This window comes from Novosphingobium sp. P6W (assembly GCF_000876675.2).
Lineage (GTDB): Bacteria > Pseudomonadota > Alphaproteobacteria > Sphingomonadales > Sphingomonadaceae > Novosphingobium.
Genome location: NZ_CP030352.1, coordinates 1,763,114 through 1,788,955, shown reverse-complemented (window position 1 = coordinate 1,788,955; position 25,842 = coordinate 1,763,114). Strand labels below are relative to the sequence as shown.

The 25,842-nt window shown below is 64.0% G+C and carries 24 protein-coding genes and 1 pseudogene; 6 read left to right on the top strand and 19 right to left on the bottom strand.

What is annotated here, in order from left to right; translation table 11 throughout:
* Nucleotides 1–101 precede the first annotated feature (101 nt).
* The 12 genes from TQ38_RS08650 to TQ38_RS08595 form a co-directional block, all read right to left on the bottom strand.
* Entirely contained in the window at nt 102–1,199 is a 1,098-nt protein-coding gene (locus tag TQ38_RS08650) for a glycosyltransferase (protein WP_043977787.1), read from the bottom strand.
* Nucleotides 1,196–2,497 (bottom strand): lipopolysaccharide biosynthesis protein, encoded by a 1,302-nt coding sequence (locus TQ38_RS08645; protein ID WP_043977850.1) that lies wholly within the window; start codon nt 2,495–2,497, stop codon nt 1,196–1,198. Before TQ38_RS08645 ends, TQ38_RS08650 begins: the two co-directional genes overlap by 4 nt.
* A 93-nt stretch (nt 2,498–2,590) precedes the next feature.
* Nucleotides 2,591–3,784 (bottom strand): hypothetical protein, encoded by a 1,194-nt coding sequence (locus TQ38_RS08640; protein WP_043977784.1) that lies wholly within the window; start codon nt 3,782–3,784, stop codon nt 2,591–2,593.
* Nucleotides 3,785–3,845: 61 nt separating this feature from the next.
* Nucleotides 3,846–5,000: a glycosyltransferase gene (locus TQ38_RS08635; RefSeq protein WP_043977783.1), complete on the bottom strand. Its 1,155-nt coding sequence runs from the start codon at nt 4,998–5,000 to the stop codon at nt 3,846–3,848.
* A 13-nt stretch (nt 5,001–5,013) separates the two neighbouring features.
* Nucleotides 5,014–5,532, bottom strand: coding sequence for a DUF2141 domain-containing protein (locus TQ38_RS08630; RefSeq protein WP_043977780.1), 519 nt, complete (start codon nt 5,530–5,532; stop codon nt 5,014–5,016).
* Nucleotides 5,529–6,479 (bottom strand): hypothetical protein, encoded by a 951-nt coding sequence (locus tag TQ38_RS08625; protein WP_052505859.1) that lies wholly within the window; start codon nt 6,477–6,479, stop codon nt 5,529–5,531. The genes TQ38_RS08630 and TQ38_RS08625 overlap by 4 nt, the downstream gene beginning before the upstream one ends.
* A 46-nt stretch (nt 6,480–6,525) precedes the next feature.
* Nucleotides 6,526–7,689 (bottom strand): glycosyltransferase, encoded by a 1,164-nt coding sequence (locus tag TQ38_RS08620; RefSeq protein WP_043977777.1) that lies wholly within the window; start codon nt 7,687–7,689, stop codon nt 6,526–6,528.
* A gap of 60 nt (nt 7,690–7,749) precedes the next feature.
* A complete protein-coding gene (locus TQ38_RS08615; protein ID WP_043977774.1) occupies nt 7,750–8,496 on the bottom strand; it encodes a DUF2334 domain-containing protein in 747 nt (248 codons plus the stop codon).
* Nucleotides 8,483–10,888 (bottom strand): TonB-dependent receptor, encoded by a 2,406-nt coding sequence (locus tag TQ38_RS08610; protein WP_043977771.1) that lies wholly within the window; start codon nt 10,886–10,888, stop codon nt 8,483–8,485. The genes TQ38_RS08615 and TQ38_RS08610 overlap by 14 nt, the downstream gene beginning before the upstream one ends.
* Nucleotides 10,866–11,813, bottom strand: a complete 948-nt coding sequence (locus TQ38_RS08605; RefSeq protein ID WP_043977848.1) for a FecR domain-containing protein — start codon at nt 11,811–11,813, stop codon at nt 10,866–10,868. Before TQ38_RS08605 ends, TQ38_RS08610 begins: the two co-directional genes overlap by 23 nt.
* Entirely contained in the window at nt 11,797–12,390 is a 594-nt protein-coding gene (locus TQ38_RS08600; protein ID WP_043977768.1) for an RNA polymerase sigma factor, read from the bottom strand. Before TQ38_RS08600 ends, TQ38_RS08605 begins: the two co-directional genes overlap by 17 nt.
* Before the next feature lie 88 nt (nt 12,391–12,478).
* Nucleotides 12,479–13,204 carry a hypothetical protein gene (locus tag TQ38_RS08595; protein ID WP_162792225.1) on the bottom strand — a complete coding sequence of 242 codons (726 nt, stop codon included), beginning with the start codon at nt 13,202–13,204 and terminating at the stop codon, nt 12,479–12,481.
* 146 nt (nt 13,205–13,350) lie between these two features.
* Between TQ38_RS08595 and TQ38_RS08590 the strand changes: the two genes are divergently transcribed.
* The 3 genes and pseudogenes from TQ38_RS08590 to TQ38_RS08580 all read left to right on the top strand — a co-directional run.
* Nucleotides 13,351–14,382, top strand: a complete 1,032-nt coding sequence (locus TQ38_RS08590; RefSeq protein ID WP_043977763.1) for an endonuclease/exonuclease/phosphatase family protein — start codon at nt 13,351–13,353, stop codon at nt 14,380–14,382.
* Nucleotides 14,383–14,417: 35 nt separating this feature from the next.
* The gene (locus tag TQ38_RS08585) at nt 14,418–15,179 is read left to right on the top strand and encodes a hypothetical protein (RefSeq protein WP_370059765.1); all 762 of its coding nucleotides are present in this window, start codon (nt 14,418–14,420) and stop codon (nt 15,177–15,179) included.
* 492 nt (nt 15,180–15,671) lie between these two features.
* A pseudogene (locus TQ38_RS08580) lies at nt 15,672–16,169 on the top strand (ATP-binding protein); the annotation flags it as partial.
* Nucleotides 16,170–16,701: 532 nt separating this feature from the next.
* Here TQ38_RS08580 and TQ38_RS08575 read toward each other — a convergent pair.
* The 4 genes from TQ38_RS08575 to ispH form a co-directional block, all read right to left on the bottom strand.
* Nucleotides 16,702–17,388: a hypothetical protein gene (locus TQ38_RS08575; protein WP_043977759.1), complete on the bottom strand. Its 687-nt coding sequence runs from the start codon at nt 17,386–17,388 to the stop codon at nt 16,702–16,704.
* 316 nt (nt 17,389–17,704) lie between these two features.
* Nucleotides 17,705–18,457, bottom strand: a complete 753-nt coding sequence (locus TQ38_RS08570; protein ID WP_255417940.1) for an MFS transporter — start codon at nt 18,455–18,457, stop codon at nt 17,705–17,707.
* 143 nt (nt 18,458–18,600) lie between these two features.
* The gene (locus TQ38_RS08565) at nt 18,601–19,032 is read right to left on the bottom strand and encodes a hypothetical protein (protein WP_043977757.1); all 432 of its coding nucleotides are present in this window, start codon (nt 19,030–19,032) and stop codon (nt 18,601–18,603) included.
* An 89-nt stretch (nt 19,033–19,121) separates the two neighbouring features.
* Complete coding sequence (gene ispH / locus TQ38_RS08560) at nt 19,122–20,042, bottom strand: 4-hydroxy-3-methylbut-2-enyl diphosphate reductase (RefSeq protein WP_162792224.1); 921 nt, start codon at nt 20,040–20,042, stop codon at nt 19,122–19,124.
* Nucleotides 20,043–20,286: 244 nt separating this feature from the next.
* Between ispH and TQ38_RS08555 the strand changes: the two genes are divergently transcribed.
* On the top strand, nt 20,287–21,762 hold the full coding sequence (locus TQ38_RS08555; RefSeq protein ID WP_043977751.1) for a phytoene desaturase: 1,476 nt from the start codon (nt 20,287–20,289) through the stop codon (nt 21,760–21,762).
* A gap of 28 nt (nt 21,763–21,790) precedes the next feature.
* On the top strand, nt 21,791–22,243 hold the full coding sequence (locus tag TQ38_RS08550; protein WP_052505857.1) for a DUF3429 domain-containing protein: 453 nt from the start codon (nt 21,791–21,793) through the stop codon (nt 22,241–22,243).
* Nucleotides 22,244–22,252: 9 nt separating this feature from the next.
* On the opposite strand, the gene TQ38_RS08545 is transcribed toward TQ38_RS08550, so the two are convergent.
* Entirely contained in the window at nt 22,253–23,194 is a 942-nt protein-coding gene (locus tag TQ38_RS08545; protein ID WP_370059799.1) for an NAD(P)/FAD-dependent oxidoreductase, read from the bottom strand.
* 143 nt (nt 23,195–23,337) lie between these two features.
* On the opposite strand from TQ38_RS08545, the gene TQ38_RS08540 reads away from it, so the two are divergent.
* Complete coding sequence (locus TQ38_RS08540) at nt 23,338–23,928, top strand: LuxR C-terminal-related transcriptional regulator (protein WP_043977745.1); 591 nt, start codon at nt 23,338–23,340, stop codon at nt 23,926–23,928.
* A 24-nt stretch (nt 23,929–23,952) separates the two neighbouring features.
* Here TQ38_RS08540 and trpB read toward each other — a convergent pair whose 3' ends face one another.
* Nucleotides 23,953–25,188, bottom strand: coding sequence for a tryptophan synthase subunit beta (trpB, locus tag TQ38_RS08535; RefSeq protein ID WP_043977743.1), 1,236 nt, complete (start codon nt 25,186–25,188; stop codon nt 23,953–23,955).
* Entirely contained in the window at nt 25,185–25,814 is a 630-nt protein-coding gene (gene folE / locus TQ38_RS08530) for a GTP cyclohydrolase I FolE (RefSeq protein WP_113941899.1), read from the bottom strand. The genes trpB and folE overlap by 4 nt, the downstream gene beginning before the upstream one ends.
* Nucleotides 25,815–25,842: the final 28 nt, after the last annotated feature.

Genomic DNA, 25,842 nt, shown 5'->3' with positions numbered 1-25,842 from the left:
TGCGTCTATGTCGCTTTCATGACATTTTCATGTCTGTGATCGAACTATTATATGACCGAATATTTCTGCTGCTGCGGCACGGTGAGGAGCAATTCGGCACCCTATCCGGAGCCGGCTAACCCGGCCCAGATGGCCTTCCCGGTCCGTTCGAAGTGCGCTTGGGAATAGTCCTCAAGCATCTGTGTGCGGCCCCGCAGGCCGAACGCTGCCAGTGCACCCGGATCGGCAAGCGCCTCGCGCAGGGCAGCAGCCAGCGACTGCGGATCGCCGGGCACCGCCAGCCAGCCGTTGACCTGCGGCCTGACCGAGAACGCCAGTTCGCCCACACGCGATGCCACGACCGGCAATCCCGCCGTCAACGCTTCGTGCCCGGCGATGCAGAAGCCTTCCCGCCGCGAAGGCTGGAGGTACAAGTGCAGCCCTGCAAGGAATGCCCGAGGAGCCGGACTATACCCGGCAAAGCGCAGTTCGCCGATGCCTGCCGTGCCTGCAAGCGCGGCGAGACGCTCTCCTTCGCCGCCGTCGCCGGCAATGGCGATTTCGAACGGCACCGGCGGGCGGAAACCATCCGCGCGCAGCCTTGCCAGCGCCGCGATCAGCACGTCATAGCCTTTCGCCGGATGCAGCCGGCCGAGACTGCCGAGGCGCAGCATTTCGCCCTGTTGCCACGGCCCTGCCTGCGGCATGGCGGGGTCGGCGGCGTAGATCGGCCAGGTTGCAAGGCGGTCTGCGGAGACGCCCAGCCGCTCGGCAGTAAGCCCCGCGACCACGCGCGAATCCGCCACCCACAATGCCGCGCGCGTCTGCAGCAGCCGCAGCAGACGCTCGTTCCACGGTTTCAGGAAGGCGTTGTGCTGCCAGCATACGACCGGAATGCCCAACCTGGGCCCCACCATCAGGCCCAGGATCGTCGCGCGGCTGAGCGAAGTCCACAGATGCGTCGCCCCCCAGCCGCGCAGTTCGCGCCCCAGCCAGCGAGCGGCGGCAAGGTGGTCGGTCTCGCCGCCATCGCGGATCACGATATCGAGGCCTGCCGCTTCCATCGCGGGCAGTGCCCGGCCATCGCGGCGCGTCAGGGCCAGCACGCGCACCTGGACGCCAGCGCCGCGCAGCACGCCTAGGATCGCGGGAACCGGCAGCGCCGCCCCGCCCCCTTCCAGAGAGTTGATTGCATAGGCAAGCCTCGGCTTCGCGTTCACCGCGTGCTGGTCCGCAGGACGAGGACGGCGAGCAGCCCGCTGGCGACGACCGCCTGCGCGATTGCCTGGATACCCGCCCCCATCAGACCGAAATGCGCCAGCAGCCAAGGCAGCAGCGGCAGGAAAGCGAAGCTCGCCAGCAGGTTCGCCCACATCGAGCGAGCGGGATGTCCCATCGCCGTCAGCGCGGAAGTACAGGGCGGCCCGATCAGCGATACCGCACGCGCCGCAACCAGCGCGATCATCACCCCCGCTGCCGCGCCGAAGGCGGGGCCGGCCATCAGCCCGATGATCTGCGCCGGGAACACGCCGACGATCAGCACCACCGGCGCTGCCGCCAGAACCGCAATGCTCACGACTTTGAGCAGGGTGTGCCGCAGCGCCTTGCCGCCGTGCCCTTCCGCCACGATGTGCGCCAGTTCGGCATAGGAAGCATTGCCCAGTATCTGCGCCGGCTGCGCAAGGATCACCGTGGCGCGCTGGGCGACCGCGTAAAGCCCGGCCATCGCCGGTCCCATCACCCATCCGATCACCAGAGGCGCGACACGGCCCGTCAGGTCGCCAAGCGTCACGTCGGCGTTGCTGGCCAGCATGAAACGCCAGATGCCGGTGTTGTCGGCGATCACGCTGCCGCTCTCGGGGCGCAGGATTGATCGGCCAAGGCGCCGCGTCGCCAGCCAGAGGCCCATTCCCCACATCGCGGCGAATTCCGCCAATGCGGCGAGCAGCCACGCGAACAGGAACGACTTCACGCCCCACCCGCAGGCGATGACAACCAGGGTGCCGACCAGCCGCACCGTGGGCTGAACAAGGTTGTGCAGGCCCAGAAGGTCGAACCGCCCGCACAATTGCAGGAACCCCGACGGCGTCGAGCGCACCGAGCCGAGCACCGCAAAGGCGTAATAGGGCGCAAATGCCGTAGCCTTGGCCGACCAGCCAAGATGCGGGCCGACAACCGGGACGAGCGCCATGGCCGAGATCACCGCAAGCGCACCGCCCGCCAGTTCGACCTTGGCACCGAACCACAGCAGGCGCGACAATCGGTGCGTTTCGCCGTTACGGTCCGCCTCGGCGCCGTAGCGCACGACCGCTTGCCAGGATGGGAATTCGATGATCCCGCAGACCGTGGCGACATAGGCGTGAACGAGGACCAGCACCCCGTAGTCCTTCGGGCCAAGATAGCGCGTTGCCAGCAACAGATAGCCCAGGCTCATGATGCCGGCGCCCGCCTTGCCGCCAAGCACGAGGCCCAGGCTCGCGAAGATGCGGCGCACCTGACCGGTCGGCAGGTCGGTCACGGCCGGCTTATCGAGGGATTCTGCGCGATGTGCAGGGGGCGATCCATCCTGCGCTTCTAGCGGCTTGCTGCCCGACATGACCAGTCCCGGCGCTCAGGCTGGTACGAGCTTGAGGTGGCGGTTCGTGCGGCGATACCGCTCAGCGAACGAGGCGACGGCGCTGGCGGCGCGGATCGAGGAAGGCGTTTCGTCGAGGTCGAAACTCTGTTCGAACAGATCCTGCTGCACCGCCCGGTAGCGTTTGGCATGAAGCTCGTCCGCCCGGTCCAGCGCGAGGGGTAACTGGTCGGGCCGAGCAATCACTTCGCCAGCTGCCCAATGCTGGAAATTGGGGTCGCCCTGCCAGTCATGTCCCTGGCTGTTGAGGAAGATGCAGGGCCGCGGCCTGAGAAGGAATTCATAGACCTGGCTGCTCGCATCGCCGAGGTAGATGTCGGCAGAAAGGGTATAGCTCATGTCGGTGGAAGCCCGGCTGCCGAGATCCACCTTGATGTTGTCGCCGCGCAGGAACCGCGCCGGTATCTCCCCCGCCTTGTCGACCGTCAGCCGATCGATAGTGACGACGAACTGCCGCTGAAACAGCATGACGTGCGGCGCGAACAGCAGGCCGTGATCGCTGCGTCCCAGGAATTGCTCGAACACCTCGTGCCCATGCCGATACCACGAGGACAGGTGCGGCGAGGAGTGCGGGTTGTACAGCACCACCCGCGCGGCGGTGGGCAGGAAACGGATCCTGCCGGTTTCGCGGACCAGGTCGAACTTGGGATACCCCACGATGGTAACCGCATCCGGGGCCAGTCCCGCCTCGGAGATGAGCCGGTCGCGAATCTTGCGGCCCGAACACAGGACATGATCGAAGCAGGCGCTGGCCTTGTTGAAGCCGATCGCCCTGTCGCCCGCGCCGTGTCGGGTGTGGACGATGCCCAGATTGCTTAGCCCATAGCGCGTCTTGAGTATCAGCGAGGTCTTCTCCGCCACGACGAGCACGTCAAAGCTGCGAAAGAACGCAAGGTTATCCCGGTAGATAAGCAATTTGCCCGCCGGAACCACTCTGCCCAGCATGGCGTCCATTCGCCGTGAAAGCAGGGATGGCTGCAGTTCCACATGCTCGATCGAGGTGCCGATATGCGCGCCGCCGATGCGCCGCACTTCGGCCGCCAGCGCCGCGTTGGTCGTGGCGACCACGATCTCTCCCGCAAACCCGCTCCCGGCCAGGGCCAGGGCGATCGGAAGACTGTGGGCTACCTGGTGGATCTGGTCGTGGTTGAACAGGAAACCGATGCGCATGATGCATGGACGCCGCGCCGCAGGGATACCCGCACCGTTCGCGGTAAAAAAACTTGGCGCATCAGGCCGCTTGCGAATTGCAGCCGAACTGCCCGTAATCCGCGAAAAGTTTTTCGAAGTGCCGGACGTTGCTGACGACGCCGCTGGTGCCTTGCGGCCTTGGTCCGCGTTCGCAGAAGGCCACGATCGCATCTGTCAGCGAGAAGCGGTTGCCCGCCCGGTAGGTGTGCCCCGCCCCGCTGCGGGCATGATCCGCCGCGCCGCCGCTGTCCGGGACGATCACTGCAGTGCCGCTGGCACGCGCTTCGGCGCCGACCATGCAGAACGTCTCGGCCTCGCAGCCGTGAACCACGGCATCGGCGCTTGCCAGGATCGCGGCGAAGGCGGCGCGGTCGCGCTCCGGCTCGAACAGGCGGATGTGCGGATTGCCGCCGATGGCGCTGCGGATGGCCCGTTTCTCGCGCCCTTCGCCGAACAGGACCAGCCCCACCGGCGTGTCGAGGCTGGCGGCGGCGACGGCGTCGACCACCATCGGCCAGCGTTTTTCAGGGGCAAGCCGGCCCGCCGCCACCAGCAGGCGGGCGTTGGCGTCCAGCCCGCACAGGGCGAGCAGGTCGGCGCGCAAGTTCGCGTCGCGGCGTTCGGGCGAGAAGATGGTGGTCTCGACGCCCAGCGGATGGACGCGAACCCCGGCCACGCCGCCCGCCCGCAGCCTGCCGGCAAGGTCGTGATTGGCGCAGACCGTCATGTCGAATGCGCGGCCCAGATGGCGCAGATGCGCCCAGTAACGCTCGAAACCACGGTCGATGGAGGGCCGGGAGAGTACCGGCGAAAACCAGCGGTATGCATAGGCGGACAGCGGATCGGCGTGCATCACCAGGCTGCGCCGCGCTGCGCCCTGCCAGCGCGCCACCATCGAGGGGCTGCGCCAGGGCGAGGAAACCTCGACCACGTCGGGCCGCTCGGCGTCGAGGGCCGCGTGCAATGCGGCCTCGTCGGCGAAATAGCCGTACTTGCGGTCGAGCGGAAAGCGGGGCGAGGGTAAGGTCACGATGCGGGCACCGGGGCCTCGTTCCAACGTTTCGTGCGCCTCGCCCGGTACTATCACGACGATCTCGTGACCCAGTTGCGGGCCGATCCGTAGCTTCTGCTCGATATAGGTTCGCACCCCGCCGCCGTGAGGGCTGTAGAAGGCGCATACGTCGACGATCTTCAATGATAATAGCCTTTTACTGGAGGGGAGCCACACCGAGACCGCTGCGATAATTCATCACGATCGAAAGCCTTGTCGGCCCCGAACCCGCCGTGAAGGCGACCTTGGCGGCCTTGGGTTTACTCCAGCCCAGCTTCGGATTGGACGAGAAGCCGATGCCATCGACCCTCCAGCCGAACTTGCGATCGCCGTCCCGGTCGTGGAGCAGGGAAGCGGCGTAAATCCCCGCTTTTGGCACACGAATGCATAGTTCGACCGGCCCCGAAGACGGCACCGGCATCTCGATCCTGCGGAAGACCTTGCCGGCACTCAACAAGACATTGTCGTCCGCCAGAAAGTCCTCGTTGTCCGCTGGATAGACCTCCAGCTTCAGGTTGCCCTGACGGTCCTTCAAGCCGGTTACCGAGACCCGCAGCGAAGGGCCCCGCTCGTCCACACGGCACTGGCCTTCCTTCTTTCCGAGGTCCGGCGAGGAGGGCATCGTCGCCCCCGACAGCACGAGCACCGCCACTATCAGTCCAGTCCGCATCGTCATACGCGCATCGCCCGGCGGAGCAGGTCGGACGCCGCCAGCGCCAAGCCGAGCAGTAGGTGAACCAGCAGGATCGCCGAGGCCATCATCGTCATCAGCGCGGCGATGTCGGTCTCGTGGCCCAGCGTGAACACGGCGACCCCGGCGAAGACAACGTCCTTATTGGGGATGAACGGCAGGCGCGAGATGAGCAGGCGCAGGGTCGCCAGCAGCAGCCACCAGCTTACTGGCACAGCCGGCAGCACCATGTGCCACAGCACAGCCGACAGGATCGTGGTCACCACGATGCGCAGCAGATGAATCGAGGTGATGAATCCCAACACGTCGCGGTTCAGTGAGAAGATGCGGCGGCGCAGCGCCATGGCCGCGATCGAAGTTGCCAGCACCACCGATAAGGAGAGCATGACGGCGCGGTTCTCGAAACCGAACGCGGTGGAGCAGAGGAACGGCCAAAGCGCCACCAACAGCGCCAGGGTCACTGCGTTGCCGACCATGGCTGACAGGATCGACACGTCCTTGATCGCTCCAAAAGGCGCCGCCGTCATCGCGCTGCGCTGACGCGCCCAGGTGTAGAAATACGCCTCGCCAAGATAGCCGAGCAGCAACTCGTTGCAGACCAGCTTGCGCAGCAGAGCGGCGAAACCTTCGGCCGGAAGCTGCCAGAGGCGGCGATAGATGAGCCATTCACTGGCGGGCCCGGCAAAATAGCTCGCGGCGAAGACCATCCAGAACCCGGCAGCGCGCGGCACCATGGCAAGCACCTTCGCCATGTTCATGCCGCGCAGTTCGAGGACGACGCCGAGCGCGATCAGGATCGAGAACACCACCGGCAACAGAGCCATTCCGCGCTTCCACGAAAACGTGTCCTGCGGCCTCAGTGTTATGGTCGGTCGGTCCGAGAAGATGTCTGCAGCCGGCGGCGCCGTCAGGAAGGGTGCGGTCTGTAGCACAAGGTATTCCTTGAGATTGAACAGGAGGTCAGAGTGCGGCGCGCCGCTATCGCGCTGGGGGAGAGGACATCAGCAACCGCACCTGCCGGGCCGAGGCGACTGAGCGGCGCATGACCGCGATGTAGGTGCCGGCGGCGGCCTCGACGGTGAAGCGCGCCGCGTAGTCGCGCTGCGCCGGGCCGGGTCGGGGTACTTGGTCAACGCGCGAAATCTCGTGCGCCATGGCGTCGATGTCGCGCACCGGAACGAGCGTGGCCCGCGCGCCATGCCCGGCAAGCGCCTGCATGCTAGAGGAACAGTCGGTCGCGATGATCTGCAGGCCCGCTGCGATGGCCTCCAGCATGACGGCGGGCACACCCTCGTAATTGGACGAAAGCAGCAGGCAGTCGGCATCGCGCAGGTGCGGGTCGGGATCGGTGACGTGGCCGACGAACCGGACATGGTTCTCGATGGCGAATCGCCGGACGAGAAGTTCCAGCTGCTCGCGTTCCGGCCCGTCACCCACAATCGTCAGTTTATCGCCCGGCTGCGAACCGACGGCGAACGCGCGCAGCATGGCATCGAGGTTCTTCTGGGGAACGAGGCGCGAAAGGGCGAGGAAGCGGTAGGATCCGCGGTTCACCTGCAGCCGCGGAATGGCGGCGAGGCGATCGAACCGGGCCTTTGTCATCGCCGGATCATGGATGATGCTGACGCGGTGCGCGCCCACGCCCATCGCATTGACAATCTCGCCATGCATCGGCTCGGCCAATGCCACAAAGCGGTCGAAAACCATGCCCTGTACCCGCAGCCAAGCGTGGTAGAGCCTGCGGCGCAGTGCCGACTTGTCACGCCGCACAAGGTCATTGCTGATCTTGCTGACGATCGGCGGGCAATTCTCGCCCATAAGCAGCCGCATAGCGACGCAGACCACGGCGTAAGTATTGCCGGGGCAGAAGATAACATCAACCTGCTCGCGCGACAGGAACAGGAACAAACACCAGATCATCCATGCCGTCTCGAACCGGGCGGTCGGGACCCTGCTCGCGCGGGTACGGTAGGCGAGGCTGGCCGAAGCCCGCCCGCGATCCAGTCCTTCGTCCCGTCCCAGGACGATCGTCACCTGGTGGCCGGTCTGTTGCCAGTGCTCAGCCAGGTTAAGCGCCACACGCTCGACACCGCCGGGCTCGAAGCTGTGGATGGGTATTGCGATCCGAAGGGGCGCTGTCATGTCCGTGAGACTCCGCGTCCCGGACAGACCCGCACCGCCGACAGGCGGGCGAAGCGCGATTTATTTCAGGAGGTCGGCGTAGCGCCCCGGACCATGGCGGCGCGTGAACGCGCGTAAGGTGGCATCCACGCTCGCAAGGATCGACGGCTTGGTCACGTCGCCGGGATGGACCGCCAGGCGGACGGTGCGCAGCGGCTGCAGCGCCGGCCGTGCCAGCGCCGCGAAGGCCAGCGAGGAGGCGGTGCGCATGGTGCTGCGCGAAGCCCAGGTCACCACCGGCCCCTTCGCCAGCGGCGTGTCCTCGTGCCCCGGCTGCCAGACCCGGAAATGGTCCTCGGCTAGCGCGAAGCCGCATTCGCCCAGCGCCTGCATCGCGCCCGGACCATAGAGCCATGCCGGCGCGATGAAGCCCGCCGCCGGCATGCCGATCACATCCTCCACCAGCGCCTTGCCATCGCGCATCCGCCGCAGCGCCTCGGCATGGGACAGGCCCAGGAACTCACCCTCGCCCGCTGTCATGTGCTTTGCCTTGAAGCCGGCGGCGCCCTGATACTGGGCAGTGTCGCGGTGGAACCAGCCGTGGACGAACATCTCCACCCCGCGCTCCGCCCAGCCGCGCAGGCGCGCCTGGAACGCCGTGGCCTGCGACAGCGGCGCGCGGCCCCAATGGTCGGGCACCACCAGCATGGCGAATCGCGCCGGTCCCAGCCGCGCCTCGATCAGGTCGGCAAGCCGGTCCACCTCGCTTTCGAAACAGGGCGCGACATCGTGGATCGAGGTGAGCAGGCGTTTTTCAGAAGCTGGCATCGACACCGATCCTGATGGAGCGCGGGCGCATCGGGGTCTGCTGCTGCCCCTGCGCGACCGAGAAGGGGTTGCCAAGCGAGAAGGTATTGGCCCGGGTGTTGAGCAGATTGTCGATATCCAGTGCCACGCCCCACTTGCCGAACCCCAGCCGTGCGCCGCTGGAAACGTCGTAGTATCGCCCCTGTCCCATCGCGAAGGGCGCGCGGATCGCCAGCTTGGAATAGCCGACGTAGCGAATTGCGGCATCGAACGTGATTTGCGCCCATGAAAACTGGCGGTCGTATTTCGCTGCGAAGCGCCCGCCTTCGTCGGCTATGTTGGGCAGATCCCGGTCCGTCGCGTCAGCGAAGGCCAGCGACGGCTTGGAGAGATCACTGGAATTGAGGAAGCCCGCCGCCTCGAACGACAGGAATGCGCGCGGGCGCCAGGCGAGCGAGAACGCGACATTGCGCACACGGCCCGATCCGATATTGGCGACGTAGGGTAGCCCGTCGAGACCGACGAGATCGGCCTGCACGTCGCGCCAGCGGGCCAGCGAGGCGGCGAAACTGCCCGACAGGCGCGCGCCGTTGTCCATGCCGAAGCGCAGGCCCGCTTCCACGGTGCCGATGCGATCCGCTCCGAAGCGTTCCGCGCCCGGTGCGCTCGACGATCCGGTCACCTGCAGTCCGCCAGGACGGTAGCCCTGCTGGAACCTGGCGTAGACGAGCAGCCCGGGCCGGGCCTTCCACGACAAGGCTGCGGAGGGCAGGAGGCGCCGCTGCGTGCGCACAGGCTCCGACCCTTCGGCAGCCGTATGCCCGGTAAATTCGCTGGATTGTCGCACGTAGCTGAAACGCCCGCCTGCGGTCAGCACGAGGTCGCCGGTAAGCGGCACACCCGCCTCGCCGAAAGCGGCGAGATCGAGCGTGGAGTTCGAAAGGCCCGCAAGCAGCGCCGGCGATCCGGGCCTGCCCAGCCGGCGCTCGATCCGGTCGTCGTTGTTCACGATCCCGATACCGGCAAGCCAGCTGCCCGATCCCCCCAGTTGGCCGGACAGCCGCGTTTCGTGGGAGAACAGCCTGACGGTGATATCCTCGGTGAAGGCGACTGGGGCCGCAGCCGGGCCGATGGCGGTCGGAGTAGCATCGAACGTGGAACGGATCGCATGGTGGGCAAAGCCCGTTGCCGACACCAGTTCGACTGCACCCCAGTCACGCCGCACGGTCAGGTCGGCCAACCGGTAGTCGTTGTCGAACGGCTGGGCGATGGCAGAGCGGCGGATCAGGTCCGGCTCGCCGCGCAGGGTGTACTGCCCATCGCGCGAGGCGATGTCTTGGCTCAATACGGAAAGGTCGACTGTCCAGGCTGTGTCCGGCTGCCAGCGCAGCCCGGCACGCAGGCCCGAGGTCTTGTTGCGGTTGATGTCCCGGAGGCCGCGCTGGGCATCGTCGATATAGCCCCCGTCGATCGTTTCATAAGCCACGGCCCGAAGCGCCAGCGTGCCCTCGACCAGCGGGACATTGACCGTGACCGCGCCGTCGCCGCCGGGCGCGCCGTCCTGCGTGGCGCGCAGGCCCGCCGACAGGTCGACGCTCCAGGACTGGAGATCCGGCGCGTTGGGCACGAGCCGGATGATCCCGCCAAGCGTTCCGGCACCGTAGAGTGTGCCTTGCGGCCCCTCCAGCACTTCGATGCGGGCCATATCGTAAAGCGCGAGATCGGGATCGGGCGCGCTGTAGATCAGCCGTGTCTCTCCCAGGTACTGGCTTATCGTGGCCTGGCTGGAACCGTTGAAGCTGCTGTCGGCGATGCCCCGGATGAATACCTTGTTCCGCCCTGGCCCCAGGTTGGTCGAGGAAAGCTGCGGTAACTTGCCGAGGATGAACCCGGTGCCCTTGCCGCCCGCGCGCGCCAGTTCGGCACGCTCTGGCTCGACGACCGAAATGCTCGCCGGATAGGAAAGCAGGCCAAGGCGCTGCTTAGTCGCGGAGACGACGATGTCGGGGCCGGAACCATCTGGCGGAGGTGCCGGTCGGGGACGTGGCGCCGGCGTTGGCGGACTTGTCGACAGGCGCGCAGGCGCCGGTGCCTGACGCACCAGCCGCACCGTCCGCGCATCGACGAAGACGAAGCCATAACCGCTACCCGCCAGCACGCGGCGCAACGCATCGGCTACCTCGTATCGCCCCCTTATCCCGGCTGTGTGCAGCAAATCGAGACGCGGATCGGCAATGGCGATCGAGATATCCGCCTGCTCGGACAGGGCGATCAGCGCGTCGGACAGCCGCCCCGCGGGAACCGCGAAAGGCTGCGCTGTCCGCGCCTCTGCCGGCCCGGTGGTGACGGTGAGTGCGAACGCAGCGGCGAGACATACGCCCGCCCGTCCGTCACCGCGTAATCGACCAACCATCGGCAGTTGCCGTCACCTTCACGCCAAGCAGGGATGCGATACGCTTCTGCAGCGCCATGTCGCTGCCATCAAGCTGAATGACGCCGGAAAAGCGGCGGTCCGAAACATCCGGGCCAAGTTCGATGCCAACGCCCCGCGCGCGGGTGATGTCGGCCGCAACTTCCACCAGAGGTGTATCGTGATAGACCAGCCGTCCCCGTGTCCATCCGCCGATCTCTCCGACCGGTTTGGTGCCTTCGACGATCTTGCCGCTGCCGGCATCGAGCGTGTCGCCGGCGCCCAGGCGCAGGCGTGTCATCCCGTCCTCGAAGCGCACCGCCCCTTCGGCCACCTCCACCCGCAGCGCGTCCTTGCCGCTGCGCACGTTGAAGACGGTGCCGACATCGACGATGCTCTGGTCGCCGACGGTCAGCGTGAAAGGCCGCACAGCATCGTGGCGAACGATGAACTGCGCCTCGCCCGTCTTGAGTTCGGCCACGCGCGGATCGGACTTGTCGAGCGCGATCTCGGTAGCGCCGTTGAGGACGATGCGGGTGCCGTCACCCAGCGCGAACGTGCGGGTTTCACCGGGCGCGGTGCGCACGGTATACTCGCTCACCAGCCCACCCGTCATCGCCCAGGAGCCAAGCGCCGCGAAGGCGACCGACGCCGCCATCGCCGGCCACATCCAGCGGCGCGGCGAGCGAGCCGTGGGATCCAGCGCGAAAGGATCCGGTGCGAGTTCGTCGGGCGCGGCGCGGGCTAGCTGGACGGCAGGTTCCAGCGCAAGGTCGGCATCGCACACGGCCTCGTAGATGTCGTTGTGCCGGGGATCGGCATCGAGCCAGCGGGCAAAACCGTCCCAGTCCCCGTCGGAGTGGTCATTGAGACGCAGGTGCCAGGCGATCGCTTCCTCGCGCATGATGTCTTCAGCGGGCGATTGCATCGGTGCCTCCTGCATTCCCTGCGGCGCCCGGGTCCAACCGGCTGCGAATTTCGAGTACGGCATTGTAGGCGCGCTGGAGATGTTTTTCGACCGCGCTCAGGCTGATACCCAGGTCGCGTGCGATGATTTTCTGCGACACGCCTTCGATCCGGTATTGCCGGAAGACATGGGCGGTACGGTCCGGCAGCGCCGCCAGGCAAGCCTCCACCCGCGCAAGGTGATCGCGCGAAAGCAGGGTTATCTCGGGATCGGGCGACAGGTCGGCCATCTCCATCTCCACTCCCGGAGACTTTGCCGGGGCATCCAGCCAATCGGCATCGCGGGCCTGCTGGCGAGCTTCGGTCCGGCGGCGGGTATGCGCCATGTTGTTGAGCATCTGGTACAGATAGGCCTTGGGCGCACGCACCGGCCCGGTCACCGTCGTTTCGACTTTCAAGAAAAGGTCCTGCAGCAGATCGTCGGCATCCGCCTCTCCGACCCGGCGTGAGAGCAGAAACCGACGCAGTTCGGGCCGCAGCGCAAGGCATAGCTGGCGCAGGCCACCTTCGGCGGGCACTTCCTGCCCCTGCGACGTCATCGCCCGTTCTGCCTGAGCAAAGATTCTCTCCCTTGGCTGGCCTTGAAGGTGCCGGCGATTTTGCGCCTCTGGTATCACGATAGCCACTTTAAAACATCGCCGTCAGCGTCAGGCCCACGTCGCTCGCATGGTGCATCCCGGCACCCGGTCCCAGGGCGCGACTGCCCTCGCGGGCTTCCACAGTGAGCCAAGTGCGCGCATTGTCCCGGTCGCCATCGACCGCCAGCCGAGCGGCTGCGCGCAAACCGCTGGCCGCTGCCGATTCTCCATTGCCAATCCGCACGACATCCAGATCCATGCGCCGCCCGCCCCAGCCCTCCTGCCGGAACCATCCGGTCGAAACGGTCCAGCGGCTGCCCCGGTCCCAGGCTAGTTGCACATCGGCATAGGCGGCCCTGGATTTGGCGGGAAAGACCACAGCGGAAAGCGCGTGGCGGCTGACCTTGCCGACGCGGGCGCTGACACGCAGGACATCGCTATCCCCGACCGCGTGCCACATCTCCATGCTCGTCTGGCTGTTGGCGAAGTGGCCGCCCGATGCGCAACACGGGCGGTCTTCCGGCCCGGACGATCGTAACGACAGAAAATCGAGGCTCCAGCCCCCGCTGCCGCGATCGACAGCCAGTTTCACGGCCTTCGAACGATCAATGGCGGCACGGTCGCCGCCGGTCCATTGGAACTGCTCGGGCAGGAGCATGACCGCGCGGGCACCCTGCTCCTTGTGCGAAGCCGCCAGGTTCGAGCGGGCTTCGGCTCCAGCAGGAGCGGTCACCGTCAGCGCGCACACAAGGCTCAAGGTTCTCGTTCCGCGCATCCCCGCCGCTTCCCTCTGCTGCCGCCCCGCAAGCCGGGGCACATCACTGGGACTCCACGCCTTGCAGGAAACCGCACTCGGGATTGCCCGGTGCGGCTTTGCAGGCGCGGCGGTGTCTATCCTGCGAACCTGTGGGAGTACCTTGCGTGAAGCGCCTGCGCCTGTTGACCTTCATCCCCCTCGCCGCGATCGTCGCCCTCAACCTGTCCCGGCCATCGCCAGCAGCCGTTCTGGATCTGCCCGTGCCGGTACAGCGGCCCGCTGCGGGCGATCTTTCGGTCATGACCTACAATATCAAGGGATTGCCCTTCCCGGCGGCTTACGGCCGTGCCGACGAGGTCCGGCAGATCGGCGAACGCCTGGGCGACCTGCGCCGGGCAGGAACCCAGCCCCACGTCGTACTGTTGCAGGAAGCCTTCATCCCGCAAGCCAAGGCCATTGCTACCGCCGCCGGCTACGCACATTTCGCCATCGGCCCCGCAGCAGCAGATGCCCCGACAGCCTCGGCCAAGTCGCCTGCTGCGACCGACGCGGCATTCGCGAGCCAAGCCTCTTGGTCAAAGGGCGAGGGCCTTGGCAAATGGGTCGACAGCGGGCTTGTGATCCTGTCCGACTATCCGATCGTCCGCACACGCAGGATGGCGTTTCCCGCCGATATGTGTGCAGGCTATGACTGCCTTGCCGCCAAAGGCGTGCTGGTGGCCTGGGTGAAGGTCCCCGGCCATGACCGCCCCATCGCCATCGCCGACGTGCATCTCAATTCGCGCAAGGCTTCGGGCGTCGAGCTGGGGCGGGCGAACTTTGCGTACCAGAGCCAGATCGCCTCAACGCGCACGTTCATCCGCGCCAGTGTAGCCGCCGATAGCGATGTGATCTTCGGCGGTGATTTCAACCTCGGCCATGACCGGGACCGCATCGCCGCCCAGGCTGCCGACGGCGGCCTGCTTGCCGGCAGTCTGGAGGCCACCGACCTCGACCGCGTTGCCCCCGGATTCCCGCAGAACGCGCAGGCCGTCGCCGCCGTCCGCAAGCATGCCAAGGACAAGCAGTACTTCCGCGCCGGGACGGGCGAACACCTGGGCCTGCGCGACTTGCGGGTGCCATCGGGCTTCCGGGACGAGAACGGTAGAGCGCTGTCCGACCATCTGCCTTACATCGCTGACTACGTCCTGCGATGAAACAATCCCCCGATACAGTCGAAAAGGACCGCACTTTGTCATCTGCCGCCCGACAGGCCCTATCGAAAGTGCCGCAAGTGACCCTTGGTTTCTGGGTCATCAAGATCCTCGCCACCACGCTGGGCGAAACAGCCGGCGACACGGTCAGCATGACGCTGAACCTGGGCTATCTGGTGGGCACCGCGATCTTTGCGGGCATTCTGCTGGTGCTGGCATGGCGGCAGATCGCAGCGCGCGCATTCCACCCCTATCTCTACTGGGCCACGATCATCGCCTCGACGACCGCCGGCACCACGATGGCCGACTTCGCCACCCGCTCGATGGGTATCGGTTATGCCGGCGGCTCGGCTTTGTTGCTGGGCTGCGTGCTGGCATCGCTGGCCGTGTGGCACCGCGCGCTGGGGTCAATCGCGGTCGAAAGCGTCCATGAGCCTCGGGCGGAGGTCTATTACTGGATAACGATCACGTTTTCGCAGACATTGGGCACGGCGCTGGGAGACTGGACCGCGGACACGGGCGGGCTGGGCTATTCGGGGGCGGCGCTGGTCTTCGGCGGCCTGCTGGCGATCGTGTGCCTGCTCTATTTCCGAAGCCGGGTCAGTCATGTAGCCCTGTTCTGGTCGGCCTTCATCCTAACGCGGCCACTGGGCGCAGCGGTGGGCGACCTGCTAGACAAGCCGCTGGAAAAGGGCGGACTGGCATTCAGCCGGCCCCTCGCATCCGCAGCCCTCGCGGCGGCGATCCTGCTGCTCATCGCGGTCCTGCCGCAGCGAACCGGAAAGACGGTTGACCTGTAAAAGGCGGCGTCAGCGGGTTGGCCAACATCGATGCGAGGGGCGCGCGGCATGCAGACCCCGGCCGTTTCGCGCGGATCATATCTTGTTGGAACGTGGCACCCTGTACAGCGACATCGTAGATGACGTGTGGGGCGAAGCGGAGGCTGGGCGCAGCCCGGACGTAGCTTCCCCCCACACGGGCGCGGGTTTCCCCGTGCCGTCGGCGGCGACAGCGGTCAGGATGGTCCGATCTTCAACGCCAAGAAGAGGATCGGATGCCTGGCCGTCCTATCACCGACAAACAGCAGAGGTACTACATGTCCCTTCGTCAAAAACACCCGCAAAAAGCCGCCGCTGCCACGGCGGGCTTTTCCACCAGCACGGGCTACCGGACAGAGCAAATTCCCGGTCGCCATCGGAGCGTCGCCGGGAGCGACGTCATGGCGGCGGCAGGCCCGATCCGCTCGCCGAACTGTGGGATAAAGAGATCGTGCCTTTGCTCGAGAGCACGCCGGCAACGAGCTTGTGGCGCGCGGATGCCGGGTCTTCTTCACCCGGACCACCGATCTCGTCCAGCGTCTGCAGGCCGCACGCCAGTCCCTGACCTTGACCCAGGAGATCGCCAGGCTCGACCGCTTCGACCTGGTCATCCTCGATGACCTGTCTTCCGTCCGCAAGGACCAAGCTGAAACCAGCGTCCTGTTCGAACTCATCTCTGCCAGATACGAACTGCGCTCCATCATGATCACCGCCAACCAACCATTCAGCGGTTGGGATGCCATTTTTTTGGATAAGGCAATGACAGTCGCTGCCATCGACAGGGTCGTTCACCACGCCACTATCTTCGAAATGAACGTCGAGAGCTATCGCAGGCGATCCGCCTTGGCCGCAGCGACATCGCTCCGCGACAGTGCTCCTGATCCAGCGACATCGCCCAGCGACATCGCTGCGCGACGCCGCATCTTGATCCCGGCTAACTTCGTGGGACACTATCCCCAACGTCACCGCTGACACATCACCATCAGTGTCGCTGACCAATCACCGGCGATGTCGCGCTACAGCACCTGTTACCATGCAGTGGATCGAGCACGAAGAAGCGCGTATTCTGCACCTCACCCGCAAAATATCAAGTCTCATCTGAATATCGGGCGACGACAAGCACGTCGTCACCAGTGCTGTCGAGAACGCTGCTGACTGGTTCGCCATAGGAAATTGACGCTACCATGTTCGAGAGAGGTCTTGGAGTTCAGCAAGACCCAAAGCCGGCCTGCCACCCTTGCGTTCAGTTGGCCGGATCCCTCCGCTCGGCGAGATCATCTAAAACATCGACGAAGAATCCCGATCGAACCTGCGACCAATAGAGTTCTCGGCCTCGCCCCTTTACCGACAGTCCCATATTTCCGCCCGCTGCGCAGACGAACAAGATATCCGGCGATGGTACCTCATGTCTCACACTTCATCTTCCTTCAAAGACGAAAGTATTGCCGCCACCCGTTGGACCCACCTTGGAAAGCGGATATCTGGGTCATCCCGCCAACAGCGACTATGCCGTCGCCAGATCACACTTCGAAGCAAGCTCTTCCGCAGGATCATAGGTATCGGGCCAATCCACCCGGCGCTTGAGGCCGGAACGCAAGAACAAGACAGGAATCTTCAGAAATAGCAGCTCAGAGTGAATGAACGTGTCGACAAGCCGCTCCCACCATTTCGGCTCGCGCTTACCATGTGCTTTGAGCCATGCGTCATACGGCTGCCAATGGCTCGGTTCGTCCTTTTCGATTATGCGGAAGATCTTCATCAGAGTTCGGTCGTGCTTTACCAAGGGATGATCGAGCAGGATTTCGACCTGTTTGTGACCGCGCTGTTCGGTCAGCGAGATAACCAGGCACAACTTCTCGAATAGTTCGTCGCATGCGACAATCGAGGCCGTATCTAGCTCATCGATAGTCTGGCGGAACATGATCTCGACGAAGCGGTCGATGTGGCCGCAGGTGCGGTCGACTAACATGGGCATTCGCCCCTGCATCTCAAACCAACGACGGAACATTAAATAATGTTTCCGCTCGTCGGCGCGGTGCTTTTCGATCGCGTGTATGAATTCCTGATCGTCGGGCGAACGGGCGCGGACGGCCTCTAATACGCGGTCGATCGCGGTGTAGCCTCGATGTTCGTTATAGATGTAGATCGATCCTAAGACGTCAAGATAGCGATTGCGAAGCGAGCTCAACATCGGCGACCGCTACTCTCGATTGACGGTATTGGGAAGCGAGACCGACTCGCAAGTTGAGCTTACGCAAGGGGGCACTTCGCGACGGGCATCTTTTCACCCGATCGAAGGCATGTGCCGGCGGTCAGCAGACGGGCAGATATCTGCCATTTTCCGAAGGTGAGCCAACACTTCCCTATCGGCCACCGCACCACAATCGTGGTTTACGACAGGCAGCTAGCCGCCGCAGCGATTGGGGTCTCATTGCCATCGGAGCGGGCCATGGCTTTCCGCGAAGCGAGCAGCGCGGCGAGAGCCGACGAGATAAGCAGCGCGGCGCTCATGAGGAAGGTTGCTTGATAGCCAAGGCGATCGAACACCAAGCGACCGGAGCGGCGGTGCCGATCGCGCCCCAGAGTACAAGCAGTGCAGCAACGATGACAGGAGAAGAGCCGAAAATAATCAATCCTGCGGCTACAGCAGCCATGGTCAAAGGCATTACGACTAGCAGTGCGTAGAGAGATTTCTTGAGCGCGAACCCGATTACATAGGATCCCGCGACGCCGGCAAGGCCTAGCAGCATCAGCGACAGCGACAGCGTGGAGACATCGACAGCGGTGACCGTTTCCAGGAATGGCCTCAGGTAGGTGAACAACGCGAACTGCCCCATGAATAACAGTGCCACGGCGGCCATGCCGAGCCGCACCTGCGGCCGACGCAGGACCTTGAAGGTCGCCCCGCCGCTCGTACGTTCGCGGCTCGGCATCTTTGGAAGCGTGAAGAACTGCCAAGCTAGCGTGACTGCGGCGAGCGGCACAATGCAGAAAAAACGCACCGCGCCAACCGATGTACTGGCCAAGGAAGCTACCAAGGGCGCCGCAATCGTCGTTGCCAACGCGTTGCCGCCATTGAGCAGGGCAAGCGCGCGCGGAACTGCATCCTCGGGTACGAGCCGCATGACGGTTGCCGACGACATAGACCATGCGAACGATAACAACGAAGATATCCTCGGCCAGCTAAGTATGGTGCACGCGAACGGAGTCGCTTGGCAGGTGGCGGCAGCTATCCCAGCATCCCTCTCCAGACCGGACATTCCGCAATCGGCCAGTGATGGCATACCTGAGCCAGAGATCCCGCGCCGGAGAAGTGTCCGGTGTCGGCTGAAAAGCCGTCGTTCGCGAGAGGTGCAGCGAACGGTCGCTTTGTCCCACGACTTGCCGGCGGTCGGCGACCAAATTATGCCGTTTGGTTCGACACGGCAAACGTCGGCTCGCGACCAAGCCGGTCATTCACGTGCTTGGCAACTGCTCGACCGTTTTGGACCGTCAGAGGGGCGCGTCCTTTACCAGAGCAAGCGCGTGCCGGAGCAGTGGTGAAAGGCTCAGCTGCAGCTTTGGCTCGTTTCCGCAGCTTGGCGATATAGGCGACCACGTCGGCGTTTTCGGGATCCAGAAGGACGTTCAGCCTCTTCGACACTAGCAAGAGCGCCGCGTCCTCGCCGCGAGGTCCGACTTCCATGCACCGGTCGAGTAAAATCCGAAGGTCATGCACGGCGTCAGCGTCGATGCGCGGCCCGATCCCTGCGAGCCGCTCGCCTAGTGCTGCGTAGAAGACGTCCGCTCTCTCCGTAGATACGTTGGCGGCGTCGATTGCGGCTGCCGCGGTCATGCGGCTGACCGCACCCGAGTTCACCAATCGTTGCACCAGCGCCGCTCCGACCCCACCCGACGCTCCAAAAATGCAGGCTCGCATCGCAGCTATTCTTTGACCATGGACATCGGCCGGAAAGTGGCGGTTTCCTGAAGCCCCTCATATTCCCGTATGGTCAATCCTTGGGTGGCCAAAGCGGCGCAAATATCCTGCACATTAGAATCAGGCGTGGAGGCCGCGGCAGTCAGGCCGATGGCACTTGCCTTGTCGATCACCGCCCAATCGAGATCGCACCGATCCCGAACCAGCATCGAATCCTTGCAGCCTGCCGCCAATGCTACCTCGACAAGCCGATTGGCGTTGGACGACTGCGTGTCGCCGACGACCAGTAGGCAATCCACGATTCCCGCGATCGACGCCACCGCAACCTGGCGGTTGGTGGTTGCGTAGCAGATATTGCCCGCGCGAGGGCCGACGATGTCCGCGAACCTCCCCTCCATTTCGGCAACGATCGCGCGTGCGTCGCGGACCGAAAAGGTGGTTTGGACGGCATAGGCAATCTTTGTATCGCGACGCACCCCGAGGGCAGCAACATCTCCCGGCGCGGAGACGAGGGAGATGCCATCGGGCGGAACCTGTGCCAAAGTACCGATGATTTCGGGATGGTCGGCATGGCCGATAAGCAGGATATGTCGACCGGCGCGATAGTGGGCAATCACGTGGGAATGGACCTTGGCGACCAGCGGACAGGTTGCGTCTATCACCTTGAGGCTGCGGGCGATCGCAGCCCGCCTGACGGAGGGCGCCACGCCGTGGGCCGAAAGGATCACGGCCGCGCCTTCAGGCACCTCCTCTATTTCGCGCACGAAGATCGCTCCCATTGCAGCCAGCCGATCAGTGACGGTCTGGTTATGGACAATCGGGCGACGGATATAGACCGGCCGACCAAAAGTCATCAGGTCGCGCTCGACACCCTCTATCGCGCGAGTCACACCCGCACAAAACCCTCTCGGATTTGCGAGCAACACGATACGTTCGGGGCGGTCACTTTCGGTCGAGGGGGCTCATCCTATGCAAGTCGGCACCCGCCTTAGGTGCCATAAGCCGTGCGTCTTAGCCGGTCCTGTAGCTTCCCGACATGCGCACCTTCGGACAGGTTGATCCTTCGAACATTGCGTCCAGATTGCACTGGCCGGGTCGGGGGCCCCCAACCCCGATCCGCACACAGTGACCGCGCTCCATGCCATTGGTCCGGCACTGATAGGAACAGTCATGACCTCCCCTCGCACCGCCATTGTCATCGGAGCCGGTTTCGGCGGGCTCGCGCTGGCCATTCGCCTACAAAGCGCCGGCATTATGACCACCGTAGTGGAGAGCCGGGATGAGCCCGGCGGGCGCGCCTACGTCTGGCGCAAGGAAGGCTATGTCTTCGATGCCGGACCGACCGTTATCACCGATCCTGCCTGCCTGCGCGAGTTGTGGGCTCTGACGGCATCGGACATGAGCGCCGACGTCGATCTCATTCCCGTCAGCCCCTTCTATCGCCTGCTCTGGGGGGATGGCACGAGCTTTGACTATTCCAACGACGACGAGTCCCTTAATGCCGAAATCGCCAAGCTCGATCCAGCAGATGTGGAGGGATATGCCCGCTTTCTCGACTATTCTCGCGGGGTCTATGAGGATGGCTATGTCAAACTGGGCGCCGTTCCCTTCCTCACCGCGACCAGCATGGTCAAGGCTGCGCCAGCGCTGATCCGGCACAAGGCCTGGCATTCTGTCTACGCGACTGTCTCACGCTTCGTGCGAAACGAGAAACTGCGGCAGGCGCTGTCGTTCCACACATTGCTCGTCGGTGGCAATCCCATGCGGACCAGCAGTATTTATGCCTTGATTCATGCTCTTGAGAAGTCGGGCGGCGTCTGGTTCGCGCGGGGTGGAACGAACCGGCTAGTCAGCGGCATGGCCGCACTGTTCAAACGCCTCGGCGGGACGATTATCCTGGATGACGGCGTAGTGCGGATATTGCACGAAGGCAAGCAGGTGACCGGTGTGATAACTCGATCCGGCCAAAGGCTGGCGGCGGACATGATCGCTAGCAATGCAGATATCGTCCACAGCTATGGCTTGCTAATGCCCTCTCCGGTGGCGGCGCGGAGGCAAAAGCGGCTACGCGCGAAACGCTTTTCGCCCAGCCTTTTCGTGGTGCATTTTGGTTTGCGCGGTCACTATCCCGACATCGCTCACCACTCGATCCTCTTCTCGGATCGCTACGGGCCCTTGCTGCGCGATATCTATGACCATAGACGGCTCGCGCCCGATCCGTCGCTCTATCTCCACCATCCCAGCGCCACCGATCCCTCCATGGCGCCGGAGGGACATTCGACCTTCTATGCCCTTGCCCCCGTCCCGCATCTCGGCAAGGCCGACATCGACTGGGCGACGGAGGGGCCGCGCTACCGCAACCTCATTCTGGATCAGGTGCAGGAAATGCTGATCCCCGACTTGCGCGACCGGCTCGACACGGTGTTCCACTACAGTCCGGTCGATTTCCGCGATGATCTTGGCGCCCATCTAGGGAGCGCCTTCAGCCTTGAGCCGATATTGACGCAAAGCGCGTGGTTCCGGGCGCATAATCGGGACGATCACTTCGGGAATCTGTTCTTCGTCGGCGCGGGGACCCATCCCGGCGCGGGCATACCCGGCGTAGTCGGCAGCGCGAAGGCGACTGCCGGACTAATGATCGGATGAGTCCGCGCAACCCCTGCTGGTCAAGCCGATGAACCTATCGTCCGAAATTCTCGACAAGCGTGCACAACATATGGGCTATGCGGGCCTGCTGCCACCTGCGGTCTTTGTGGCCGCCGTGTTGGTCGACCCGAGCCTGCGTTGGATCATGCTGGCGGCAGGCTTTGGCTACGCCGCGTTCATCTTCAGTTTTCTCGGTGGAATATGGTGGGGCTTGGCCATGGGACGGCCGCACTTGCCGTCCTGGATATGGATTGCGGCGGTGGCGCCCAGCCTGATTTGCCTCGCCCTGTTCATGCCTTGGACTTTTGGATGGAAATGGCCCATACCCGCCATGCGCATTTTGGGGGCGCTGATCCTGTTCTCGCCGTTCGTCGACCGGGCAATCGTCTATTCCACTTCCATATCTTCGGATTGGATGCGTTTGCGTATCGGGCTGTCCATCGGATTGGCGGCCCTCATCATCGCACTGTCCATGCTCTGACTCCACCGCTTATCCGTCGGCCGACTCGCAGATAAGCCCTCCCAATATCTGACCCGAAAGCCATGCGAGTTCGACACGCGGCCCGGACAGCCAGTCACCGCACGCACCCAGCCGCAGTGCGCCATTCCACAACGCGCCCTTGTCCGTTCCCCGCGTCATCGCGTACCGCCAGCGATGCGCGGTCAGGCTGAGGATATTCGGGAGAACCGAATGATCGTGGCCGTCGACCAGTGCCTCCAGAAGGGCCTGTGCGACAGTGTTGGGCGTTTCTTCCAGATGAGCGGCGGACCAGGACCCGGTTCCCTGTACGACCCATGCGTCCGGCCCCATGCGTCCGGGTTTGGCCGAGTTGCGTGCCGCCCATGAGATAATGCCCCGATCCCGCAGATAGTCTGCGTCCATATCCAGCGCCTCGGCGAAGACGACCATCGCCGTCCAGCAGGGCTGCGACCGTGCCATCATGGCTGCACTCGCCATGCCGAGGTCGTGCAGGCCCAGCATTGCGACGGCCTGCTCCGCTGGCAAGGCGACGATGGCGCCATCAAATGGTCCCTCCAGACCGTTGTCGAGCTTGACCCACCACTGGTCGTCACTGTGCAGCAACCCGTGAACATGATGGCCGAAATGCACGACATGGTTCGACGCCATGTCTCGTACCGGCGCATTCATTGTGGGGGTTCCCACCCAAGCGTCGCCCGCCACCTCCGGCCATCGCGCCACAACCCCGCGCCGAGACCAGTCGTCCACCTTGCTCTCGAACAACGGGTCGCGGACGGTGAAATATTGTGCGCCATGATCCAGATGCACGGTCCCGGCGGCGGTTTCCACGCGGCGCGTCGACATGCGCCCGCCTGCGCCTCTCGCCTTGTCGAACAGCACAACGTCCATGCCATCATCTCGAAGCCTGTCGGCGCACGCTAGGCCTGAAATGCCTGCACCAATAATTGCCATTCGCACGCTGATCATCTCCGCATCGACACCGGATCGCCGACGTTTCAATACAGTGTGCTTGCGGCAGCCGACGCATCGGGGCAACATGGTCTAAGGGGCATGGCACTCGCCAAAGGCCCGAAAATATGGGCGCAGACTTTACAATGTCCCTCTCCAAAATGATCTCTGGGAGCGCGATAGCAGCGGTAATCAGCAATCCGCGCCTGCCGGACAATCCGATCGTGGAATGCAACGACGCCTTCATCGCTCTTACCGGTTACGATCGAGCCGAAATATTGGGCCGCAACTGCCGGTTCATGTCGGGCTCCGGCACGGAAGCGGCACTGACCGAAACGATCCGTACGGGCATTCGTCAGAAGCGGCCGGTCATTGTCGAAATACTGAATTACAAGAAGGATGGCACCGCGTTCCGCAATGCCGTGCTCGTCGCTCCCATCTTCGGGGCCGATGGCGAACTTGAATATTTCCTCGGCTCGCAAATGGAGGTGGAGGCGGCAAAAGCTGACAAAAATGAGCGGCGATCGGAGGCTGCACGCAGCAAAGTTAGCGCGCTTTCTCCGCGTCAGGGCCAGGTGCTTGTCGCCATGGCAGCCGGTAAGCTCAACAAACAGATCGCCTATGACCTCGGCCTTACCGAACGTACGGTCAAAATGCACCGGGCTGCGATGCTGCGCGCGCTTGAGGTCAAATCGGGCGCAGAGGCCATCAGGCTGGCGATAGAGGCAGGATATTGAAGACCTTGTCTTGACCCCGATCAGTCAAAGCGTCTCGCCCAGCGCCTCTGCCACCGTAAAAATATCCTTGTCCCCTCGGCCTGACAGGTTGAGGATCGCAATTTGATCCTGTCGATAGTCCCCCGCGACGTCGCTAAGCCCCGCAATAGCATGGGCACATTCCAGCGCAGGGATGATACCTTCCGTGCGACAGCAAAGCTGAAATCCGGCCAGCGCCTCGACATCGGTCACGCCCGCATAATGAACACGCCCAACATCGTGGAGCCAGCTATGCTCTGGGCCAATCCCCGGATAATCTAGACCGGCCGATATAGAGTGCGCCTCGCTGATCTGGCCGTCCTCGTCTTGAAGCAAGTAGGTACGGTTGCCGTGAAGTATGCCGGGCAGCCCACCTGACAGGCTTGCCGCATGTTGGGCGGTGTGCAGGCCATGGCCCGCCGCCTCGATACCCAGCATGGCCACCTCCGCATCATCAAGGAAGGGGTGGAACAGGCCGATCGCATTGGACCCGCCGCCCACCGAGGCCACCAGCAGGTCCGGCAGACGGCCCTCCGCCGCCAATATCTGCGCTCTGGCCTCGAACCCGATGACCGATTGAAAATCGCGCACCATCTCGGGATAGGGGTGCGGACCTGCCGCGGTGCCGATGATGTAGAAAGTGTCATCGACGTTGGACACCCAATCCCGCAGAGCCTCGTTCATCGCATCCTTGAGCGTTTGCGCACCGCTCGTCACCGGCACAACGTCAGCGCCCAGCAACTTCATGCGAAAAACATTCGGCTGCTGGCGAGCGATGTCGCGCGCACCCATGAAAATAGTGCAGGGCAGCCCGAAACGTGCCGCGACAGTGGCGGTGGCTACACCATGCTGCCCTGCCCCCGTCTCCGCGATGATCCGGGTCTTGCCCATGCGCATGGCCAGCAGAACCTGGCCTATGCAATTGTTGATCTTGTGCGCGCCTGTGTGATTCAACTCCTCGCGCTTGAAGTAAATCTTTGGTCCTGTGCCGCATGGCAGCCTGTCACGAAACGCTGCTGTCAGGCGTTCGGCATGATAGAGCGGACTGGGCCGACCGACATAATGAGTCATTAGCTCGTCCAACTGACGGGCGAACGTCGGATCCTGGCGTGCTGCGCGATAGGCCCGGTCCAGGTCAAGCAGGATCGGCATAAGGGTCTCGGCGACATAGCGTCCGCCAAACGCACCGAAGTGCCCCGACAGATCGGGCTGGTTGCGGAGACTGTTCGGTAACGATGTCACCGTCCCATCAGCGAAAGAATTTCGCGCCTGCTGTCTGGATCATCCTTAAAGCATCCCATCATTCGGCTGGTGACCATAGCGACACCATGAGTTCTCACGCCTCGCCCCGACATGCACCCATGTTGCGCATCGATCACCACTGCCACCCCGCGCGGGCGAAGCCGTTCCCAGATGCAATCAGCGACCTGCGCTGTAAGCCTTTCCTGCACCTGTAGCCGACGGGCAAAGCCGTGCAGGACCCGCGCCAGCTTGGAGATTCCAACGACGCGCTCCCCCGGTAGATAGGCGATGGAAGCCGTGCCGGTAATCGGTGCCAGATGATGCTCGCAATGCGAATGAAAAGGTATGTCGCGCAGAAGCACGACATCGTCATAGCCTCCCACTTCAGCAAATGTGCGCGCCAGATACGCGCGGGGATCTTCCAGATAGCCTGCGCAATATTCAAGCCATGCACGCGCGGCCCGGCCTGGCGTATCAAGAAGACCCTCGCGATCGGGATCTTCGCCCACCCATTGAAACAGCGTACGAAAAGCCTCCTCGATCTTCGCCTGTGTAACAGGCGCATCGGTTGGCCGGACGTCGACAGCAATGGCGCCCTCGATATTCTCGTGCTGCGCTGGACTCATACAGTTCATCAAAACTTCCTTCAGTGGG

Excerpts from the sequence above, each read along its gene's own strand:
- TQ38_RS08575 (WP_043977759.1), bottom strand. The coding sequence starts at position 17,388 with ATGTTGAGCTCGCTTCGCAATCGCTATCTTGACGTCTTAGGATCGATC.
- TQ38_RS08640 (WP_043977784.1), bottom strand. The coding sequence starts at position 3,784 with ATGCGCATCGGTTTCCTGTTCAACCACGACCAGATCCACCAGGTAGCC.
- TQ38_RS08540 (WP_043977745.1), top strand. The coding sequence starts at position 23,338 with ATGTCCCTCTCCAAAATGATCTCTGGGAGCGCGATAGCAGCGGTAATC.
- TQ38_RS08545 (WP_370059799.1), bottom strand. The coding sequence starts at position 23,194 with ATGGCAATTATTGGTGCAGGCATTTCAGGCCTAGCGTGCGCCGACAGG.
- TQ38_RS08550 (WP_052505857.1), top strand. The coding sequence starts at position 21,791 with ATGAACCTATCGTCCGAAATTCTCGACAAGCGTGCACAACATATGGGC.
- TQ38_RS08615 (WP_043977774.1), bottom strand. The coding sequence starts at position 8,496 with ATGCCAGCTTCTGAAAAACGCCTGCTCACCTCGATCCACGATGTCGCG.
- TQ38_RS08570 (WP_255417940.1), bottom strand. The coding sequence starts at position 18,457 with ATGTCCGGTCTGGAGAGGGATGCTGGGATAGCTGCCGCCACCTGCCAA.
- TQ38_RS08595 (WP_162792225.1), bottom strand. The coding sequence starts at position 13,204 with ATGCGCGGAACGAGAACCTTGAGCCTTGTGTGCGCGCTGACGGTGACC.
- folE (WP_113941899.1), bottom strand. The coding sequence starts at position 25,814 with ATGAGTCCAGCGCAGCACGAGAATATCGAGGGCGCCATTGCTGTCGAC.
- TQ38_RS08605 (WP_043977848.1), bottom strand. The coding sequence starts at position 11,813 with ATGCAATCGCCCGCTGAAGACATCATGCGCGAGGAAGCGATCGCCTGG.
- TQ38_RS08630 (WP_043977780.1), bottom strand. The coding sequence starts at position 5,532 with ATGACGATGCGGACTGGACTGATAGTGGCGGTGCTCGTGCTGTCGGGG.
- TQ38_RS08620 (WP_043977777.1), bottom strand. The coding sequence starts at position 7,689 with ATGACAGCGCCCCTTCGGATCGCAATACCCATCCACAGCTTCGAGCCC.
- TQ38_RS08555 (WP_043977751.1), top strand. The coding sequence starts at position 20,287 with ATGACCTCCCCTCGCACCGCCATTGTCATCGGAGCCGGTTTCGGCGGG.
- TQ38_RS08610 (WP_043977771.1), bottom strand. The coding sequence starts at position 10,888 with ATGGTTGGTCGATTACGCGGTGACGGACGGGCGGGCGTATGTCTCGCC.
- TQ38_RS08600 (WP_043977768.1), bottom strand. The coding sequence starts at position 12,390 with ATGACGTCGCAGGGGCAGGAAGTGCCCGCCGAAGGTGGCCTGCGCCAG.
- TQ38_RS08565 (WP_043977757.1), bottom strand. The coding sequence starts at position 19,032 with ATGACCGCGGCAGCCGCAATCGACGCCGCCAACGTATCTACGGAGAGA.